The following is a 15,392-nucleotide window of genomic DNA, read 5'->3' as shown; positions in this document are numbered from 1 at the left end:
CGACCGGCCCGTTCGCGGTGGCGCGGACGCCCGCCCGGCGGTGCGCGGCGGGCGGGGGGGGGGCCCCCCCCCCCGCGGGGGGGGGGGGGGGGCGGGGCCGGGGGCCCCCCCCCCCCCGCGCGGGGGGGGGGGGGGGGGGGGGGGGGGGGGGGGGGGGGGGCGCCGCCCCGCAGGGCGGGTCCGTGGGTACGCGGCGACGGCGCGCACCGCCGCCCGGGGCCGGTTTGGCGGGTATGGCTACGGCCGGTTCGACAGACCTCCAGGGCGGCGCGGGAGGCGCAATAAAGCCCCGTACGGATCTCAACTACGTTCAGCCCACCGGGAGATGGCGCGACCGCTGAGCGGACACTTCACCCAAGAAGGCACCTCATCGGCGCTCATATGTTGGCCGAAATCATTCCCTGGGAAAAAACGGCTGCGCCACTTCCGTCTCGCGCTGCCGAAAAAGTCTTCGGACCCACACCCGACCAGCCACGAAAATCGTTGTCGCCACGGGGAGATGGACCGTAGTTTTCCCACATATGAATGCCTCCACAGACAATCCTCCGCGCCTCACCCGGCTGACCTTCCATGGCCCGTTGTCCCAGGCACGGGCCGCCCACCTCAGCGAGCGACTGATCCGCAACGATCCACGCACCGTGCTCGACATCGGCTGTGGCTGGGGCGAATTCCTGCTCCGCCTGCTGGCGGCGGCGCCGCAGGCCACCGGCGTGGGCATCGACCTCAACACCGAAGACCTCGCGCGGGGACAGAAGACGGCGGCCGGCCGTGGGCTGGCCGCCCGGGTGGCCTTCCACGCGGAGTCCGGGATCGGGACCGTACGCGGGCCCGCCGACGTCGTGCTCTGCCTCGGTGCCAGCCAGGCCCTGAGCGATGCACAGCCGCCGCACCACACGGCCGCCGCCCTCGCCGCCCTGCACGGCCTGGTCAACCCGGGCGGGCGGGTGCTGCTGGGCGAGGGCTTCTGGGAGCGCACCCCCACGCCCGACGAGCTCGCCGGCATGTGGCCGGGTGCCCGCGCGGACGAGTACCCGAGCCTGGCGGAGCTGGTCGACCTGGCGGTGGCCGCCGGGTTCCGCCCCGAGTGGATCGAGACCGCGGACCGGGGCGAGTGGGAGGAGTTCGAGTCCGGCTACCGGGCGGATACCGAGGAGTGGCTGGCCGCCCATCCGTCCCACCCGGCCGCTGCGGAGCTCCGCGAGCGCGCCGACCAGCAGCGGCCGCGGTGGCTCCGCGGCTACCGGAACGTCCTGGGCATCGCGTACCTCACCTTGATCCGGGAGGCGTGAGCGCGCGCCCCGCCCCGGCGGCCGGCGCCCGCCCGGGGCGGGGCCGGCGGGAACAGGGCCGGCCCGGCAGGGCAGGGCAAGACAGGAGCAGGGCAGGGGGCAGGGCAGCCGCGGCGTACCGCGTGCCTGCCGCGAACGGGGCTCCGCCCCACCCAGCCCGACCGGCCTCTCTACTATGGATAGCTCCACTGCCCACCCCGCGCCGGCCGGCTCCGCCGGGTCGAAGACCGAGGAGAGCTCCCGTTGAAGATGTCCGAGCTGAGCCGCCGCAGCGGCGTGGCCATCCCCACCATCAAGTTCTACCTGCGGGAGGGGCTGCTGCCGGCCGGGCACGCGACGGCCAGCAACCAGGCGGACTACGACGAGGACCACCTTCGGCGACTGCGGCTGGTCCGCGCGCTGATCAGCTTCGGCGGCCTTTCGGTCACCGCGAGCCGCGAGGTGCTCGGGGCCATCAGCGAACCCCTCGACATCTTCCACACGCTCGGCGTCGCCCACTACGCGCTGGGGGCGCCGGTGGCCGACACGGCCGCATCCCCCACCGAGGGCACGGGGCCGACGGACGAGCCCGATGCGTACGTGGGCGAGGTCACCGCGCTCATCGACGCGATGGGCTGGGACGTCGGCGATTCCTCACCCGGCCGCGCGGGGCTGGCCACCGGGCTGCGGGCGCTGCACAAGGTGGGCGCGGACGTGGGGCTGGCCGACCTGCTGCCGTACGCCAGACTCGCCGAGGCCACCGCCCGCCTCGATCTGGACCATCTGGCCGACTTCAAGGACCGCATCGACGTCGCCGAACGCGCCGTGGTGCTGACCGTCCTGCTCGAACCCGTCCTCGCCACGCTGCGCCGGCTGGCCCAGGAGAACGAGGCGACCCTGCGCTACCCGACGGAGCGGATGGAACACCCGACGGCGGACTGCACCCCCGCGGGGAAGGGCACGCCGGGTGGCGTCGCGGCCGGGAAGTCGGCGCCGCGCGGCGGCGCGCAGGGCGCGGGACCGGGCGCGGCACGGGGAGCGTGACGGGCTCGGGAAGCGTGACGGAGCACGGGGTGGGCCGCCCCCGTGACGGGGCTCGGGCGCGTGACGAGGCGCGGGGCGCGTGACGAGGCTCGGGGCGCGCCGCGCCCTCAGATCAGCCCTTGTCGTAGCGCGTAGGCGACGGCGTGGGAGCGGTTGCGGAGGTTGAGGCGGGTCATCACGGCGTGCAGGACGTTCTTGATGGTGCGCTCGGAGTAGGCGAGCTTGAGGGCGATGTCGGCGGTGTCGTGCCCCTCGGCGACCAACCGCAGCACCTCGATCTCCCGGGCCGCGAGGCCGGTGAAGTTCAACCCGCGCGGCCCCAGCACCTCACCCTGGAGCCGGCCCACCTGGGCAAGCAAACTGCCCAGCAGATCCGCCGGCACATGCCCCTCACCCCGGGCCACCGCCGCGATGACCTGCACCAACCGCTCCGGCGTCGCCTCCGTACGCCGGATCACCCCGATGAAACCGCACTCCGCCGCACTCACGAGCTGCTGCTCATCGATGTGCGTGGTGACCAGCACGCCGCGTACCGGCTTGGTGCGCTGGATCTGCCGGAGCAGCCCCAGCGCCTCGTCATCGATGAGGTCCACCACCACGATGACCACCTGCGCGCCCTCGACACCGTCCGGATCGACCAGCCGCACCTCGGGGCGGGCGCGGAGTTGGCTGGCCACGCCCGCCTGTGAGACCGGGTCCTGTGCGCGCAGGTCCACCAGGATGCGTTCCACTGCCGCCGGATGCATAGCACTCTCCCGCCCTTAAGGTCGTGCCCCTGACACAGCGGAATCCCTCGCCCTCCCGCAGGTTCGGCCTTCTTCCCGCCCCGTTCTCCTTCAGCCCCCGAGCCACCGCCGATGGCTTGGAGCGCACTGCTTCTGCCCGAAAGTCTTCCCGCCCGGTCAGCCCAACTCCCCGACCTGGGCCGTACGGTGCGGGTACGGGTGGCACGGCAAGCTCAAACGGCCCGTCCTGCCCCGTCCTGCCGAACGCCGCGCCCCGCCCCGCCCGAGCCTCGACCACCGCCGGCGTACGGACGCGCCCTCGGCATCGTCGTGGCGGAACGAGGCGTACGGCTACCACCGCACGCCCCCGGTCACAGTAGAACCCGCCGCGCCGACTCTCTACCCCGGCGCATCGGGGAACCTCGGCCGTCGGTCGCGAGTGGTCACTCGCCGGGCAGGGCCGCGTGGGCGGTGCAGTGTTCGCCGCGGCTCAGCACATCGGTCGAGGTGTCGATGATCTCGTTCAACCGGTCGCGGGTGCCGATCAGTCCGGTGATCTGCTCCTCGATGCGGTCCCGCTCCTGTGTCAGCCGTTCCAGGAGCAGCGGCGTCACCTCGCCCGTCACCATGCAGGGCAGCAGGTGGTGGATGGTCTTGCTGGACAGCCCGGCCGCGTAGAGGCACTGGATCAGGGCGACCCGGGCGATCGCGGCCTCCGCGTACTGCCGTTGGCCGCTGGGGCTGCGCAGCGAGGTCAGCAGGTGCTGTTCCTCGTAGTACCGCAGGGCGCGCACGCTCACTCCGGTCCGTGCGGCCAACTCTCCGATGCGCATGGGCTCCGTGCCTCTCCGTGGCCATCGACCACCAGACTTGCCTCTGACGTCAGCGTCAGGTTTTAGCGTAGGCGACGTCCGGGCCACGGCCCCTACGAACAAGCCAGGAGACAGCCATGACCACCCTCTTCGACAGGTACGCGCTCAGCGGCCACACCCTGCCCAACCGCATCGTGATGGCCCCGATGACGCGCGGCCGGGCGACGCCCGACGGGTTGCCGACCGCGTCGACCGCCATCTACTACGCCCAGCGGGCCACGGCCGGGTTGATCGTCAGCGAGGGCGTGCAGCCCAGCCTTCAGGGCCAGTCCAACCCGTACACACCCGGGTTGCACGATGCGGCGCAGGTCGCCGCGTGGCGGCCGGTGACCGATGCGGTGCACGCCAACGGCGGGCGCATCGTCACGCAGTTGATGCACGGCGGGCGGGTCGGCCACCAGGACGTGGTGGGCTTCCAGCCGGTCGCGCCGTCCGCGGTCGCCCTCGGCGCCGACGTGTTCACCGGCGCGAAGGGCAAGCAGCCGGCGCCGGTGCCGCGGGCGCTCAGCACCGCCGAGGTGCGGGGCGAGGTGGCGGTCTACGCCGAGGCCGCGCGGAACGCGGTGGCCGCCGGCTTCGACGGCATCGAACTGCACGGCGCCAACGGCTACTTGATCCAACAGTTCCTCTCCTCCAACGCCAATCTGCGCACCGACGGCTACGGCGGTTCGATCACCGGTCGCATCCGGTTCGCGGTGGAGGTGGCGGAGGCGGTCGCCGACGCCATCGGCCCCGACCGGGTCGGCATTCGGCTCTCACCCGCCGGCGAGATCTGGAACGTTCAGGAAAGCGACGTCGCCGAGTTGTACGCGGCGCTCTACCGGGAACTCGCCCGGCTCAACATCGCCTACGTCCACACCCTCAACTCCGCGCCGCCCGAGATCACCGCCGACCTGCGGAAGATCTGGCCGAACGCGTACATCATGAACCCGTCGGCTGGCATCGTGGGGCCGCAGGCCGACCGGGAGCGGGGCGAGTACTGGCTCGCCCAGGGCATGGACCTGATCAGCTACGGCCGCGCCTTCCTGAACAACCCCGACCTCGTCGAACGCCTGCGCCTCGACGTCCCGCTGCGCGAGGCCGACCCCGCCACGTACTACGAGGGCGGCGACCGCGGCTACATCGACGCGGCGAGCTTGCAGCACTGATCGCCCTGTGGGGTGGGGGCAGCCTGTCGCGGGGTGGGGGGGTGAGCGAGTGGGCGGCGGCCGGGTGCGGGGCGGGTGGGTTGGATCGGGTTGAGGTGGTCTGGGGTGGGGTGGGGTGGGGGCGGTCTGTCGCGGGGTGGGTACGTTCGTCTGGGCCGCGACACACGCGGCGCGTGGGCTGCCCGGCGTGGGTCGCCCGGCTCGGGAGCGGAGGAACGCGGTGGACGACAGCCCCCACGACACGGTGCCGGACGGCCCCTTCGTACGGTTCCAGGGCACGGTGCGCAATGCGCGGGGCGCCTTCCCGGGAATCTTCGTACTCGTCAACGGGCTTGCGGGGGAAGGCAAGTTGACGGCCGAGCAAGAGCGCTTCCGGCGCCTGACGAACGACTGGTACGACGCCGCCTACCCCAACCCTGCCCACGTCGATCCCTCGGTGTACGACCGGGAGTTGCACCCGACGGCGGTCGCCTGGTTCAAGGGGTCGGCCCGACATCTGATCGGGCGGGTGGACGGCTATCTCCGGATTCTGACCGCGCACGGCATCGACTGGGAGCGGTTGACCTCGGCCGATCCGGGCCGGGTCATCTACGAGGACGCGGTGCAGGTCGTGGTCGTACCGCCGCACGCCGCAGCGGATGCGGCCACCCGACCGAACGGGTGACGCCGAAGGCCCGGGCCGCGCCCCTGATGCGGCCCGGGCCCGCTGCGGTCCGGTCACCGGCCCGTCGTCACGGACGGCCGGGTGGTGCCCGGGGTGGGCCTGATCAGCCCTGGTAGCCGGCGAGGATCTTGGAGAACTCCCACTGCTTCTGGTCGATCCCGCTGCACGATCCGCCGTCACCGCCACCGGCACAGGCCCGGTCCCGGTTCGCGGCCCAGAAGCTCACCCGCGCCAGGTGGTGCTGCTTGGCGTAGTTGACCATCTCCTGGAAGCCCGCCGGGGTCACGACCTCACCCTTGACGTCGGTCTTGCCGTTCATCGACGAGAAGCCGACCTTGCGGTAGGCCGCGTCGCTGGACAGCTTGTACTCCTTGGCCACCAGGTTCTTCAGACCGTCCACCGACGACTTGGTCGCGGCGACCATGTCCGTGGTGCCGTCCCCGTAGTCGAACGGCATGAGGGTCCAACCGTCCACGTCCAGACCGGCCTTGGCACCCTTGCGGACCAGGTCCTGCCCGACCGCGATGGGGCCGCTCGGGGCGGTGCCGAAGGTGACGTAGACCTTGAGGCCGCGGTTCTTGTCCTTGAGGATCTTCAGCGCGTCGATGACCCGCTGCCGCACCGGCTCGCTCTCGACCTCGGTCGACTCGATGTCGATGTCGATCGAGTCCAGCTTGTACGCGTCGATCACCTTCTGGTACGCACCGGCGAGGTCGGCCGCGTTCCGGCACGCCTCGCCGAGCTTGTTTCCGCTCCAGCCGCCGATGGACGGGGTGATGGAACCACCCGCGGCCTGCACGGCCTTGATGGTGCGCTCGTCCTGGCCGCCGCGGAGCGGTCGCTGACCGTCCCAGGCCGGCTCACAGCCACCCTTGGCCAGGATGAAGGCCATGGTGAGCTGGGTGTTCCCGGTGGCCTTCAGGAAGTCCACCGCCTTCGGCGGGTTGCCCCAACCGAGGTAGAGATAGGCGCCGTTGAGGCCACTGACGGCGGCCTTCGCGGGCTGTTGCCGCGCCGTGTCCTGCGAGTTCGACTGAGGTGTTGCCTGCGCGGTGGCCGTCATGACTCCGGCGGCTGTCAGCGCCACGGCGAACCCGAGTGCGAGGCGACGGCGCGATGCGAGGTGGGGCTGCACGGCACGCTCCAATCACGTGAGGGGATGTGGCGTGGCGCACACTAGCCATGTGTCATGGCCCAGACAATAGAGACGGTTAGGAAAGTTTCCTATTGGCTGGAGTTCGCCGCCCGTTCGGGCCCGAGAGCCGTCGACGCATCGCCCCGAACGGCCTGGTCAGAGCCGATCTCACGACTTGACGCCGGGCCCGGCGGTGGCTGACTGGCGCCCGCTCCCGCGCGGCCGGGGCGCCCCTCCGCCCCACCCGGGCACCGCCCGCCCCACCCGATTGCCGGCGCGCGCCGGCGGTGAAGCGCTACCGGGTGGCCGCCACCGGGCGCGCGGCGTACGCCCCGGCGGGGTCGGCTTCGGTCGGGGCGGTCCCGGTCGGGGCGACCGTGGGCAGCGCCGCCAACCGCGCCAGCGCCGTCCGTACCGCAGCGGCCGAAGCAGGCAGCAGAGGCAGCCGTACGGCCGCCGTCGGAATGCGCCCCTGGGCGGCCAACACCCCCTTGACCACGGTCGGGTTGGGCTCGGCGAAGACCGCGGCGGCGAGCTCGGCAAGGGGCGGCCCGAGGCGTCTGGCGAGCGGCACGTCGCCGGCCCGCCACGCGTCGATCAGCCCGACGAAGGCGGCCGGATGCAGTTGCGCCGAGGCGAGGATGCCGCCCGCCGCACCGAGCGCCATCAGGGGCGCGAGAAACAGATCGTCGCCCGCAAGCACCGCCCGATCGGCCGGCAGGTCGCCGAGCACCCCGACGGCCTCCGCATCGACACTGCCCGTCGCATACTTGACGCCCACCACCCCGGGCAGCCGCAGCAGCCGGCGCAGCGTCTGCGTCCCGAGCGACTGCCCGGTGCGGTACGGGATGTGGTAGATCACCAGCGGCACCCGGCTGGCCGCGGCCAGCTCGGTGAAGTGCGCGAGTACACCCGCCTCGGACGGGCGCGAGAAGTAGGGCACTGGCACGAGCGCGGCGCTGACCTGCGGATGCTCGGCGAGTTCGGCGAGCGCGACGATGCTGCCCCGGGTGTCGGACGAGCCCGCGCCCACGATCAGCGGCGCCGACCGCCGGGCGCAGACCCGGGCACAGACCTCGATGACCCTGCGCCGCTCGGCCGCGTCCAAGGTGGCGGGTTCACCGGTCGTCCCCAGGGCAACTATGCCGGGGGCGCCGCCGCCCAGGACGGCGTGCGCCAGCCCTTCGAGCGCATCGACGGCAAGGCCGCCCTCGGCGGTGAAGGGGGTGATCAAGGGGGCGTAGAGCCCGTGCAGGGGCAGGTGCGAGGTCATGAGCGAGACCCTGCCGCAGGGCAAACCTATAGGTCCAGTTCGCTTTTCTGGTGACGAGCATAAGCTGTGCTGATGCTCGATGTCCGTCGCCTGCGGCTGCTGCGCGAACTCGCCCTGCGGGGCACGATCGCCGCCGTCGCCGAAGCCCTGGCCTTCACCCCGTCCGCCGTCTCCCAGCAGCTCAGCGTGTTGGAGCGGGAGGCGGGGGTGTCCCTGCTTGAGCGCACCGGGCGCCGGGTGACGCTCACCCCCGCCGGGCAGCGGCTCGCACTGCATGCCGAGGCGGTGCTCGAACGGTTGGAGCTGGCCGCCGCCGAGTTGGTCGACGCCCGTCAGGGGCTGGCCGGTCCGCTGCGCATCGGCACCTTCCCGACCGCGGCCCGGGCGCTGCTGCCCGCCGCGCTGGTCGCGCTGGCGGTGGAGCATCCGCGGCTCGAACCGATGGTCTCCGAGATGGACCCGGCCGCCGTGGCGCACGCGCTGCGCGCCGGCGAGTTGGACGTGGCCCTGGTCCACGACTACGACTTCGTCCCCGCGCTGGCCGAGCCCGGGGTGGCGACCGAGCCGCTGTGCACCGAGGCGATGTACCTGGCAGCGACGGCTCCCACGGCCCGCATCACACCCTGCGCCGACCCGGCGCCCCGGGGCACACCCACGACCGACCACGCGCCACACCCATCCCAAGCCCCACGAACCCCCACGCTCCGCACCCACCCGCACGCTCACCAGGGCACCGACACCCACGCCCACACCCCGGCCCACCCTCAGGACACCGACACCCACGCTCACGCCCAAGGCGCCGACACGCGACACACCCCCGCGCACACCCCGGCCCCCGCGCCGGACAACCCGGCCGGCACGGCCCGTACCGCGAGTACCACCGGCACGACCGGCACCACCAGCACACCCAACGCGACCGCCACACCCAACACGTCCGGCACAGCCACGCCCGCAAGCGACCCGGTGGCCGGGTCCGGGCTCGGCCGGTGGCGGGACGCCCCATGGATCACCGCCACCCCGGGGACGCTGTGCCACGCGATGACGGTCCGCGCCTGTCAGGCGGCCGGCTTCACGCCTCGGGTCAGGCACCAGATCGACGAGTTCGCCACGGTGCTCGCGCTGGTGGCGGCCGGGCAGGGGGTGGCCCTTGTGCCCGAGCTCGGCCTCGTACACCCGCCGCCGCAGGTGGCCCTGGTGCCGATGCCGATGAGCCGCCGTACCAAGGTCGCCTTCCGCAGCGGCGCCGGCCGGCACCCCGCGGTGACCGCCGTACTGGCCGCACTCCAGGCCGCGGTCGCCCATCACTTGCCCGCCACACCCAGCGCACTCACCCCACCCACCGCCTAACCCCGTACGACCCGCCCGGCACAGCCACCTCGCGCCCACCCCACACCCGCCACCCCAACCCGTACGACGCACCACCTCCCGCAGCCGCTCCGCACGCACCCGCGAGTGGCCGCTTGACTTCAAGTCGACTTGAAGTTGCACGCTGTCTGCCATGGACTCCACGACATTGGACAGCACGCCGACGACCTACCTTGACCACTCCGACCTGCCCCGGCTGATGGGCCTGATGACCGGCGACGAGAAGCACGATGCGGCGGCCACCTCCACCCTGGACGCCCTGTGGGTGCTCTACGACCGGGTGCTCCGCATCACGCCGGACGAGGTCGACTCGCCCGACCGCGACCGGTTCCTGCTCTCCAAGGGGCACGGGCCGATGGCGTACTACGCGGTACTCGCGGCCAAGGGCTTCCTGCCCCTCTCCGACCTGCCGACCTTCGGCGCGTACGACTCGCCGCTCGGGCACCACCCGGACCGCGTCCTGCTGCCGGGCGTCGAGATCGGCAGCGGTTCGCTGGGGCACGGGCTGCCGCTCGCGGTCGGGGTGGCGCTCGGGCTGCGCGCACAGCGGCTCGCCGACCCGGCCGTGTGGGTGCTGATCGGCGCCGCCGCACTGGACGAGGGCAGCAATCACGAGGCCCTCGCGTACGCCGGGGCGGCGGGGCTGCACCGGCTGCACACCCTGGTCATCGACAACGCGTCGGCGACGCACGGCTGGCGGGGCGGGATCGCCTCCCGGTTCGAGGCCGCCGGCTGGTCGGCCGCCACCGTGGACGGGCGCGACCACGAGGCGCTGTACGCGGCGTACACCCAGCCGCACCCGGACCGGCCGCACGCCGTGGTCGCCCGCGTCGAACCGAAGTGACCCGCGCGTCCGGAACGCGCGAAGCAGCACGCCACGCCCAACGACGGCCGAGACACCCTGACCGCCCGGCCACCCGAGCAACCCTCGGCGCCCCCGAGCCACCCACGCCACCCCGAACACCCCAACTCCCTTGTCAGACACACCACTTGCCCGAAGGGGAATCCCATGGACACCATGCGCGAGCGCTTCGCCACCACCACCTCCCGGCTGCTCGACGAGGACCCGCGGCTGGCGGTCGTCCTGGCCGAGATCACCGCGGACCGGTTCCGGGAGGCCGCCACCACCCACCCCGACCGGGTGATCAACGTGGGCATCCGCGAACAACTGCTGATCGGCGCCGGCGGCGGACTCGCCCTGACCGGGATGCGGCCGATCATGCACACCTTCGCCAGCTTCCTGGTGGAACGCCCCTTCGAGCAGATCAAGTTGGACTTCGGGCACCAGGACACCGGCGGCGTGCTGGTGAGCGCCGCCGGCTCGTACGACTGGCCGACCGGCGGCTTCACCCACATGGCGCCGGGCGACGTGGCCCTGCTGGACACCCTGGACGGCTGGACCATCCACGTACCGGGCCACCCCGACGAGGCGGAGACCCTGCTCCGGCACGCCGCAGCCGCCGGCGACGACCGCGTCTACCTGCGTCTTTCCGAGCACGCCAACGCGGAGCCGCGCCCCGTGGACGGCCGGGGCCTGCACACCGTGCGCAGTGGGCGGCGCGGTGTGGTGGTGACCGTCGGACCGATGCTGGACAACGTGCTGGCCGCGGTGGACGGACTGGACGTGACGGTGCTGTACGCGTCGACGGTGCGCCCGTTCGACGCCCGGACGCTGCGGACGGCCGCGGGCGCCTCCGACGCGGCCGATGTGGTCCTCGTCGAGCCCTATCTCGCCGGCACCTCGTCGACAGCCGTCGGCGAAGCACTGCTCGACCTGCCGCACCGCGTGCTCGGCCTCGGCGTCGGCCGCCGCGAACTGCGCCGCTACGGCACCATCCCGGAGCACCTGGCGGGCCAGGGCCTGGACCCGGCCACCCTGCGCTCCCGCATCGACGGCTTCCTCGCCGGGTGAGTCGGGGTGAGGGTGGGCAGGGCCCGCGGCGGGCGGCGAACCGGTGACGCGTACGGGCCGTGCCGTGCCGTGGGGAGTTGACCAGGGCGCCGGGCGGGCCCGGTTCGCCGGCCCAACAGGGCACGTGGGGCATGCAGGACACACCGGGTACGGAGGGCGAACCGGCACCCGGCCAGCAGACCCGGCGGGAACCCACGCCCCACGAGCACCCGACGGACGGCGGCCGGACCGGGGCAGGTGGGCGGGGTGGCCGCGCGGCCGAACTGCGCGGGCGTTGCAATCGGATGACGGGGAATGTCCAACCCGCGATGCGGTGTTGACCCGCAGGCTGTGGGCCGTGCAACGATCAAGCGCCTCTGTTCTCGGCTTCAGCCCCGCGCTACCCCCGTGTTCCAGGAGGACCGTTGGACACCACCGCACCATCCGACACCCCGCACGGCCCCACCAGCACCCCCGGTGCCACCCACCCCAGCGCCGCAGGCACCAGTGCCACGCCCACCGGCGCCACGCACCCCGACGATGGCACACCGGAGCTCAGCGCCCAACTCGCCGGCGCCCAGGGTGACATCATCCCCATCTCCCCCGTCGACCAGGCCCCGGGCACCCACCCCGCTGCCGACCCGGCGACCGTGGACGCGCCGCGTTCGCCGCTGAGTCGGCGCACCTTCCTCCAGGCCGCCGCGGGTACGGTGGCCGTCGCCGGCACTACCGTCGGCCTGGTGCCCGAGCCGGCCGCAGCCGCGCCGCGCGGCACCACCCTGTCCTTCACGGCCGCCACCAACGGCGCCGCCTCGCTCGCCCCCGCCGGCGACCGGCTCGTCGCCGAGGTGCAGAACATCCTGTGGTCCGTGCCCCGCTCCGGCGGCCAGGCCACCGCGCTGACCACGCCCGACCTCGAACCCACCCGCCCGGTGTACGCGCCCGACGGCAAGACCATCGCCGTCTGTGCCTTCCGCGGCGGCGGCTTCCACCTGTGGACGCTGCGGCCCGACGGCACCGGCCTCCAGCAGCTCACCGACGGGCCGTGGGACGACCGCGGCCCGGCCTGGTCGCCGGACGGCACCCGGATCGCCTTCGCGTCCGAGCGCGCCGGCCACCCGGTGCAGGGCAGCCCGTACCGGGTGTGGGTGGTGGACGTGCGCAGCCGCCGGCTCACCCAACTGACCGGCCTGCCGAGCCAGCAGGGCCCGCATCAGGACGGTGCGTTCGAGGACTTCGACCCGGTGTGGTCGCCCGACGGCGAGCGGGTGTTCTTCGTCCGCGGCAAGCTGGCCGGCGCCTCGCTCGACTCCCGCACCATCGCCTCGGTCGCCGCCGACGGCACCGGTGCGGTCGTCGTCGAGCACACCGAGGCCAGCGCGGCCCAGGTGCTGACGCCGGCCCTGGCGCCGGACGGCACGCTGGCCTACCTGCGCACCACCCCGGCGCCCGCGGCGTCCTGCACGCTCGTGGTGGACGGCGAGCCGGCGGACCTCGGCGGCGACGTGCTGCCGGTGCCGCCGCGCTGGATCTCCCGGGACGAACTGCTGGTCACGGTGGACGGCAAGTTCCAGATCGTGCGCCCGGGCGCGGCCGGCCGGGCCGGCTCCGACGCCGCGGCCGGCGCCGAGGTCATCCCCTTCGCCGCGACACTGCCCGTGCAGCGGCCCCGCTACCGGGTCAAGCGCTACGACTTCGACGGCGACCAGGTGCGTCCGGTGCGCGGCGTGCACCTGCCGGCGCTCTCGCCGGACGGCAAGCGGGTGGCGTTCGCCGCGCTCGACTCGCTCTGGGTCGCCGACGTCAGCGGCGGGCGACCCCCGCGCCGGATCGTGCGCACCGACCCGACCCGGTATCTGCTCGCCCCCACCTGGACCAGGGACGGCAGCGCGCTGGTGTACGCCGACGACCAGGACGGCCTGTTCTCGGTCCGCCGCCGCGACCTCGGCTCGAACGCCGAGACGGTCCTGGCGACCGGCGGCCGGGCGCACCCGGCGCTCTCCCCCGACGGCAAACGGCTCGCCAGCATCGACATGTCGGGCAACCTGGTCGTACGGGATCTGGCCACGGGCCGGGACCGGGTGCTCGCGGCCCCGCTCGGCGGCGGTGGGGTGCCCGGCAGACCGAGTTGGTCGCCGGACGGCCGCTGGCTCGCGCTGTGCGACCGCAACCGGCTCAACCAGCGCTTCCGCGAGGGCTACAACCTGATCCGGGTCGTCGACACCGACAGCGGGCAGTCCCGGCTGCACCCCGTCGCCGAACACGTCTCGATCTCCGACCGGTACGACTCGGGCCCGGTGTGGGCGCCCGACGGCCGGTGGCTGGCCGTGGTGTCCGAGTCGGCGCTGTGGCTGGTGCCGGTGCGGCCCGACGGCACGCCCGAGGGCGCCCCGCGGCAGCTCACCGAGGAGAGCGCGGACCACCCGTCCTGGTCGGGTGACTCGCGCACCCTGCTGTACCTGTCGGCGGGCAAGCTGCGGCTGATCGGCGTCGACGGCGGCGCGCCCCGTACCGTACGGCTGCCGCTCGACTACCGGCGCCCGCGTCAGGACCAGGTCGTGGTGCACGCCGGGCGGCTGTGGGACGGCACCGGCGAGACGGTGCGCGAGGACGTGGACCTGGTGGTGCGCGGCGGGCGGATCGTCTCCGTCGAGCGGCACCGCGCGGGTCGTCCGGCCGGGCGCCGGGTGGACGCCTCCGGGCAGACCGTGATCCCCGGCCTGTGGGACGCGCACACCCACCCCTGGCAGGTCACCTACGGCGGGCGGCAGACCACCTCGCAGCTCGCGTACGGCATCACCACGGCCGTCTCCTTCGGCGGCTTCGCCTACGAGCAGCTCCGGCTGCGCGCGGCCATCGCCGCCGGGGTGCTGGCCGGGCCGCGGCTGCTGACCACCGGTGAACTGCTCGACGGCGGCCGGGTGGCGTACAGCATGGGCCGGGCGCACCGCACCCGGGAGGGGCTGCGCCGGTCGCTGGCCCGGGCCGAGGCGCTCGACTGGGACTTCGTCAAGACGTACGTACGGGCGCCGGGCTGGATCATGGCGGAGGCCGCGAAGTTCGCGCACGAGCGGCTCGGGGTGCGCTCCGGCAGCCATCTGTGCACGCCCGGCATCCAGGTCGGGCAGGACCTGACGACCCATCTCCAGGCCACCCAGCGGCTGGAGTACGGGCGGGCGACCTCGGCCACCGGGCGCGCCTACCAGGACCTGCGCGAGATCTACACGGCCAGCAACTTCCACCTGATCGCCACCCCGTTCACGGCGCAGCCGCTGGTCGGCGCCGATCCGGCGCTCGCCGCTGACGAGCGGGTGACCCGGCTGATGGCGCCGTGGGACACCGCTTCGGTGCGGGAACTCGCCGCGCAGCCGCCGACCGCCGAGCAGTTGGCGACGTTGCGCACGGAGATCGGCGTTTACCGGCGGGTGCTGGCCGAGGGCGGTCTGGTGGCGCTCGGCACCGATGCGCCGCTGGTGCCGGTGGGCCTCGGGCTGCACATGGGGCTGCGGGCGCTGCACCAGGGCGGGTTGACGCCGGCGCAGGCGCTGCGCACGGCGACGGTGGTGCCGGCCGCGGTGTTCGGGGCCGAGCGTGACCTGGGCACGCTGGTGCCCGGCAAGCTCGCCGACCTGGCGGTGATCGACGGGGACCCGTTCACCGACTTCGCCTCGCTGGTGCGGGTGGTTTCGGTGTTGCGGGGCGGTACACAGTACGTGACCCGGGAGCTGGTCGAGGCGTTCCCGGCCGGCGACGAACTGCCGGCCCCGCCGGCCACCGCCCAGCGGCACGCAGCCGCCGGTGGCGGGGCGGGCGGTAGCGACGCGGCGGGCTGGCTTGAGGTGGGCCGGCAGCTCCGGCGGGACTCCTGCTGCGACGGCGGGCACTGAGCCGGCGCGGGCTCCGGTCACCGGCCGCGGGTCCCCCCCCCGCCCGCGGGCCGGGGGGGGGGCCCCCGCGCCCGCCCCCCCCCCCCGCCCCCCCGCCCGCCCCCCCCCCCCCCCCCCCCC

The 15,392-nt window shown here is 73.7% G+C and carries 13 protein-coding genes; 9 read left to right on the top strand and 4 right to left on the bottom strand.

Annotated elements, in window-relative coordinates; all coding sequences use genetic code 11:
• From AAHZ94_RS13020 to AAHZ94_RS13010, 3 genes are all read left to right on the top strand, one after another.
• Positions 1 to 285: hypothetical protein (locus tag AAHZ94_RS13020; RefSeq protein WP_349993006.1), on the top strand; the 285-nt coding region annotated here is incomplete at its 5' end.
• Positions 286 to 521: 236 nt separating this feature from the next.
• Positions 522 to 1,289 carry an SAM-dependent methyltransferase gene (locus AAHZ94_RS13015; protein ID WP_349993005.1) on the top strand — a complete coding sequence of 256 codons (768 nt, stop codon included), beginning with the start codon at positions 522 to 524 and terminating at the stop codon, positions 1,287 to 1,289.
• Positions 1,290 to 1,538: 249 nt separating this feature from the next.
• Positions 1,539 to 2,312, top strand: coding sequence for a MerR family transcriptional regulator (locus AAHZ94_RS13010; RefSeq protein WP_349993004.1), 774 nt, complete (start codon positions 1,539 to 1,541; stop codon positions 2,310 to 2,312).
• Between the two features lie 107 nt (positions 2,313 to 2,419).
• Here the strand turns inward: AAHZ94_RS13010 and AAHZ94_RS13005 are convergent, their stop codons facing one another.
• Positions 2,420 to 3,058 carry a helix-turn-helix transcriptional regulator gene (locus AAHZ94_RS13005; protein ID WP_349993003.1) on the bottom strand — a complete coding sequence of 213 codons (639 nt, stop codon included), beginning with the start codon at positions 3,056 to 3,058 and terminating at the stop codon, positions 2,420 to 2,422.
• A gap of 422 nt (positions 3,059 to 3,480) precedes the next feature.
• Positions 3,481 to 3,870, bottom strand: a complete 390-nt coding sequence (locus AAHZ94_RS13000; RefSeq protein WP_349993002.1) for a MerR family transcriptional regulator — start codon at positions 3,868 to 3,870, stop codon at positions 3,481 to 3,483.
• A gap of 116 nt (positions 3,871 to 3,986) precedes the next feature.
• Here AAHZ94_RS13000 and AAHZ94_RS12995 point away from each other — a divergent pair, with 116 nt between their 5' ends.
• Together AAHZ94_RS12995 and AAHZ94_RS12990 are read left to right on the top strand one after the other, a co-directional pair.
• A complete protein-coding gene (locus AAHZ94_RS12995; RefSeq protein WP_349993001.1) occupies positions 3,987 to 5,057 on the top strand; it encodes an alkene reductase in 1,071 nt (356 codons plus the stop codon).
• Positions 5,058 to 5,277: 220 nt separating this feature from the next.
• A complete protein-coding gene (locus AAHZ94_RS12990; protein WP_349993000.1) occupies positions 5,278 to 5,721 on the top strand; it encodes a hypothetical protein in 444 nt (147 codons plus the stop codon).
• 103 nt (positions 5,722 to 5,824) lie between these two features.
• Here the strand turns inward: AAHZ94_RS12990 and AAHZ94_RS12985 are convergent, their stop codons facing one another.
• Complete coding sequence (locus tag AAHZ94_RS12985; protein ID WP_349992999.1) at positions 5,825 to 6,856, bottom strand: chitinase; 1,032 nt, start codon at positions 6,854 to 6,856, stop codon at positions 5,825 to 5,827.
• 295 nt (positions 6,857 to 7,151) lie between these two features.
• Entirely contained in the window at positions 7,152 to 8,129 is a 978-nt protein-coding gene (locus tag AAHZ94_RS12980) for a dihydrodipicolinate synthase family protein (RefSeq protein ID WP_349992998.1), read from the bottom strand.
• A 72-nt stretch (positions 8,130 to 8,201) separates the two neighbouring features.
• On the opposite strand from AAHZ94_RS12980, the gene AAHZ94_RS12975 reads away from it, so the two are divergent.
• From AAHZ94_RS12975 to AAHZ94_RS12960, 4 genes are all read left to right on the top strand, one after another.
• On the top strand, positions 8,202 to 9,476 hold the full coding sequence (locus AAHZ94_RS12975) for a LysR family transcriptional regulator (protein ID WP_349992997.1): 1,275 nt from the start codon (positions 8,202 to 8,204) through the stop codon (positions 9,474 to 9,476).
• Between the two features lie 151 nt (positions 9,477 to 9,627).
• The gene (locus AAHZ94_RS12970) at positions 9,628 to 10,338 is read left to right on the top strand and encodes a thiamine pyrophosphate-binding protein (protein ID WP_349992996.1); all 711 of its coding nucleotides are present in this window, start codon (positions 9,628 to 9,630) and stop codon (positions 10,336 to 10,338) included.
• 165 nt (positions 10,339 to 10,503) lie between these two features.
• A complete protein-coding gene (locus tag AAHZ94_RS12965) occupies positions 10,504 to 11,406 on the top strand; it encodes a transketolase family protein (protein WP_349992995.1) in 903 nt (300 codons plus the stop codon).
• 629 nt (positions 11,407 to 12,035) lie between these two features.
• On the top strand, positions 12,036 to 15,272 hold the full coding sequence (locus AAHZ94_RS12960; RefSeq protein WP_349993007.1) for an amidohydrolase family protein: 3,237 nt from the start codon (positions 12,036 to 12,038) through the stop codon (positions 15,270 to 15,272).
• The last annotated feature ends 120 nt before the right edge of the window (positions 15,273 to 15,392 follow it).

It is taken from the genome of Streptomyces sp. HSW2009 (assembly GCF_040240285.1).
GTDB lineage: Bacteria > Actinomycetota > Actinomycetes > Streptomycetales > Streptomycetaceae > Streptomyces.
Note: the sequence above shows the minus strand (reverse complement) of the source record. Positions and strands in the feature narration are given on the sequence as shown.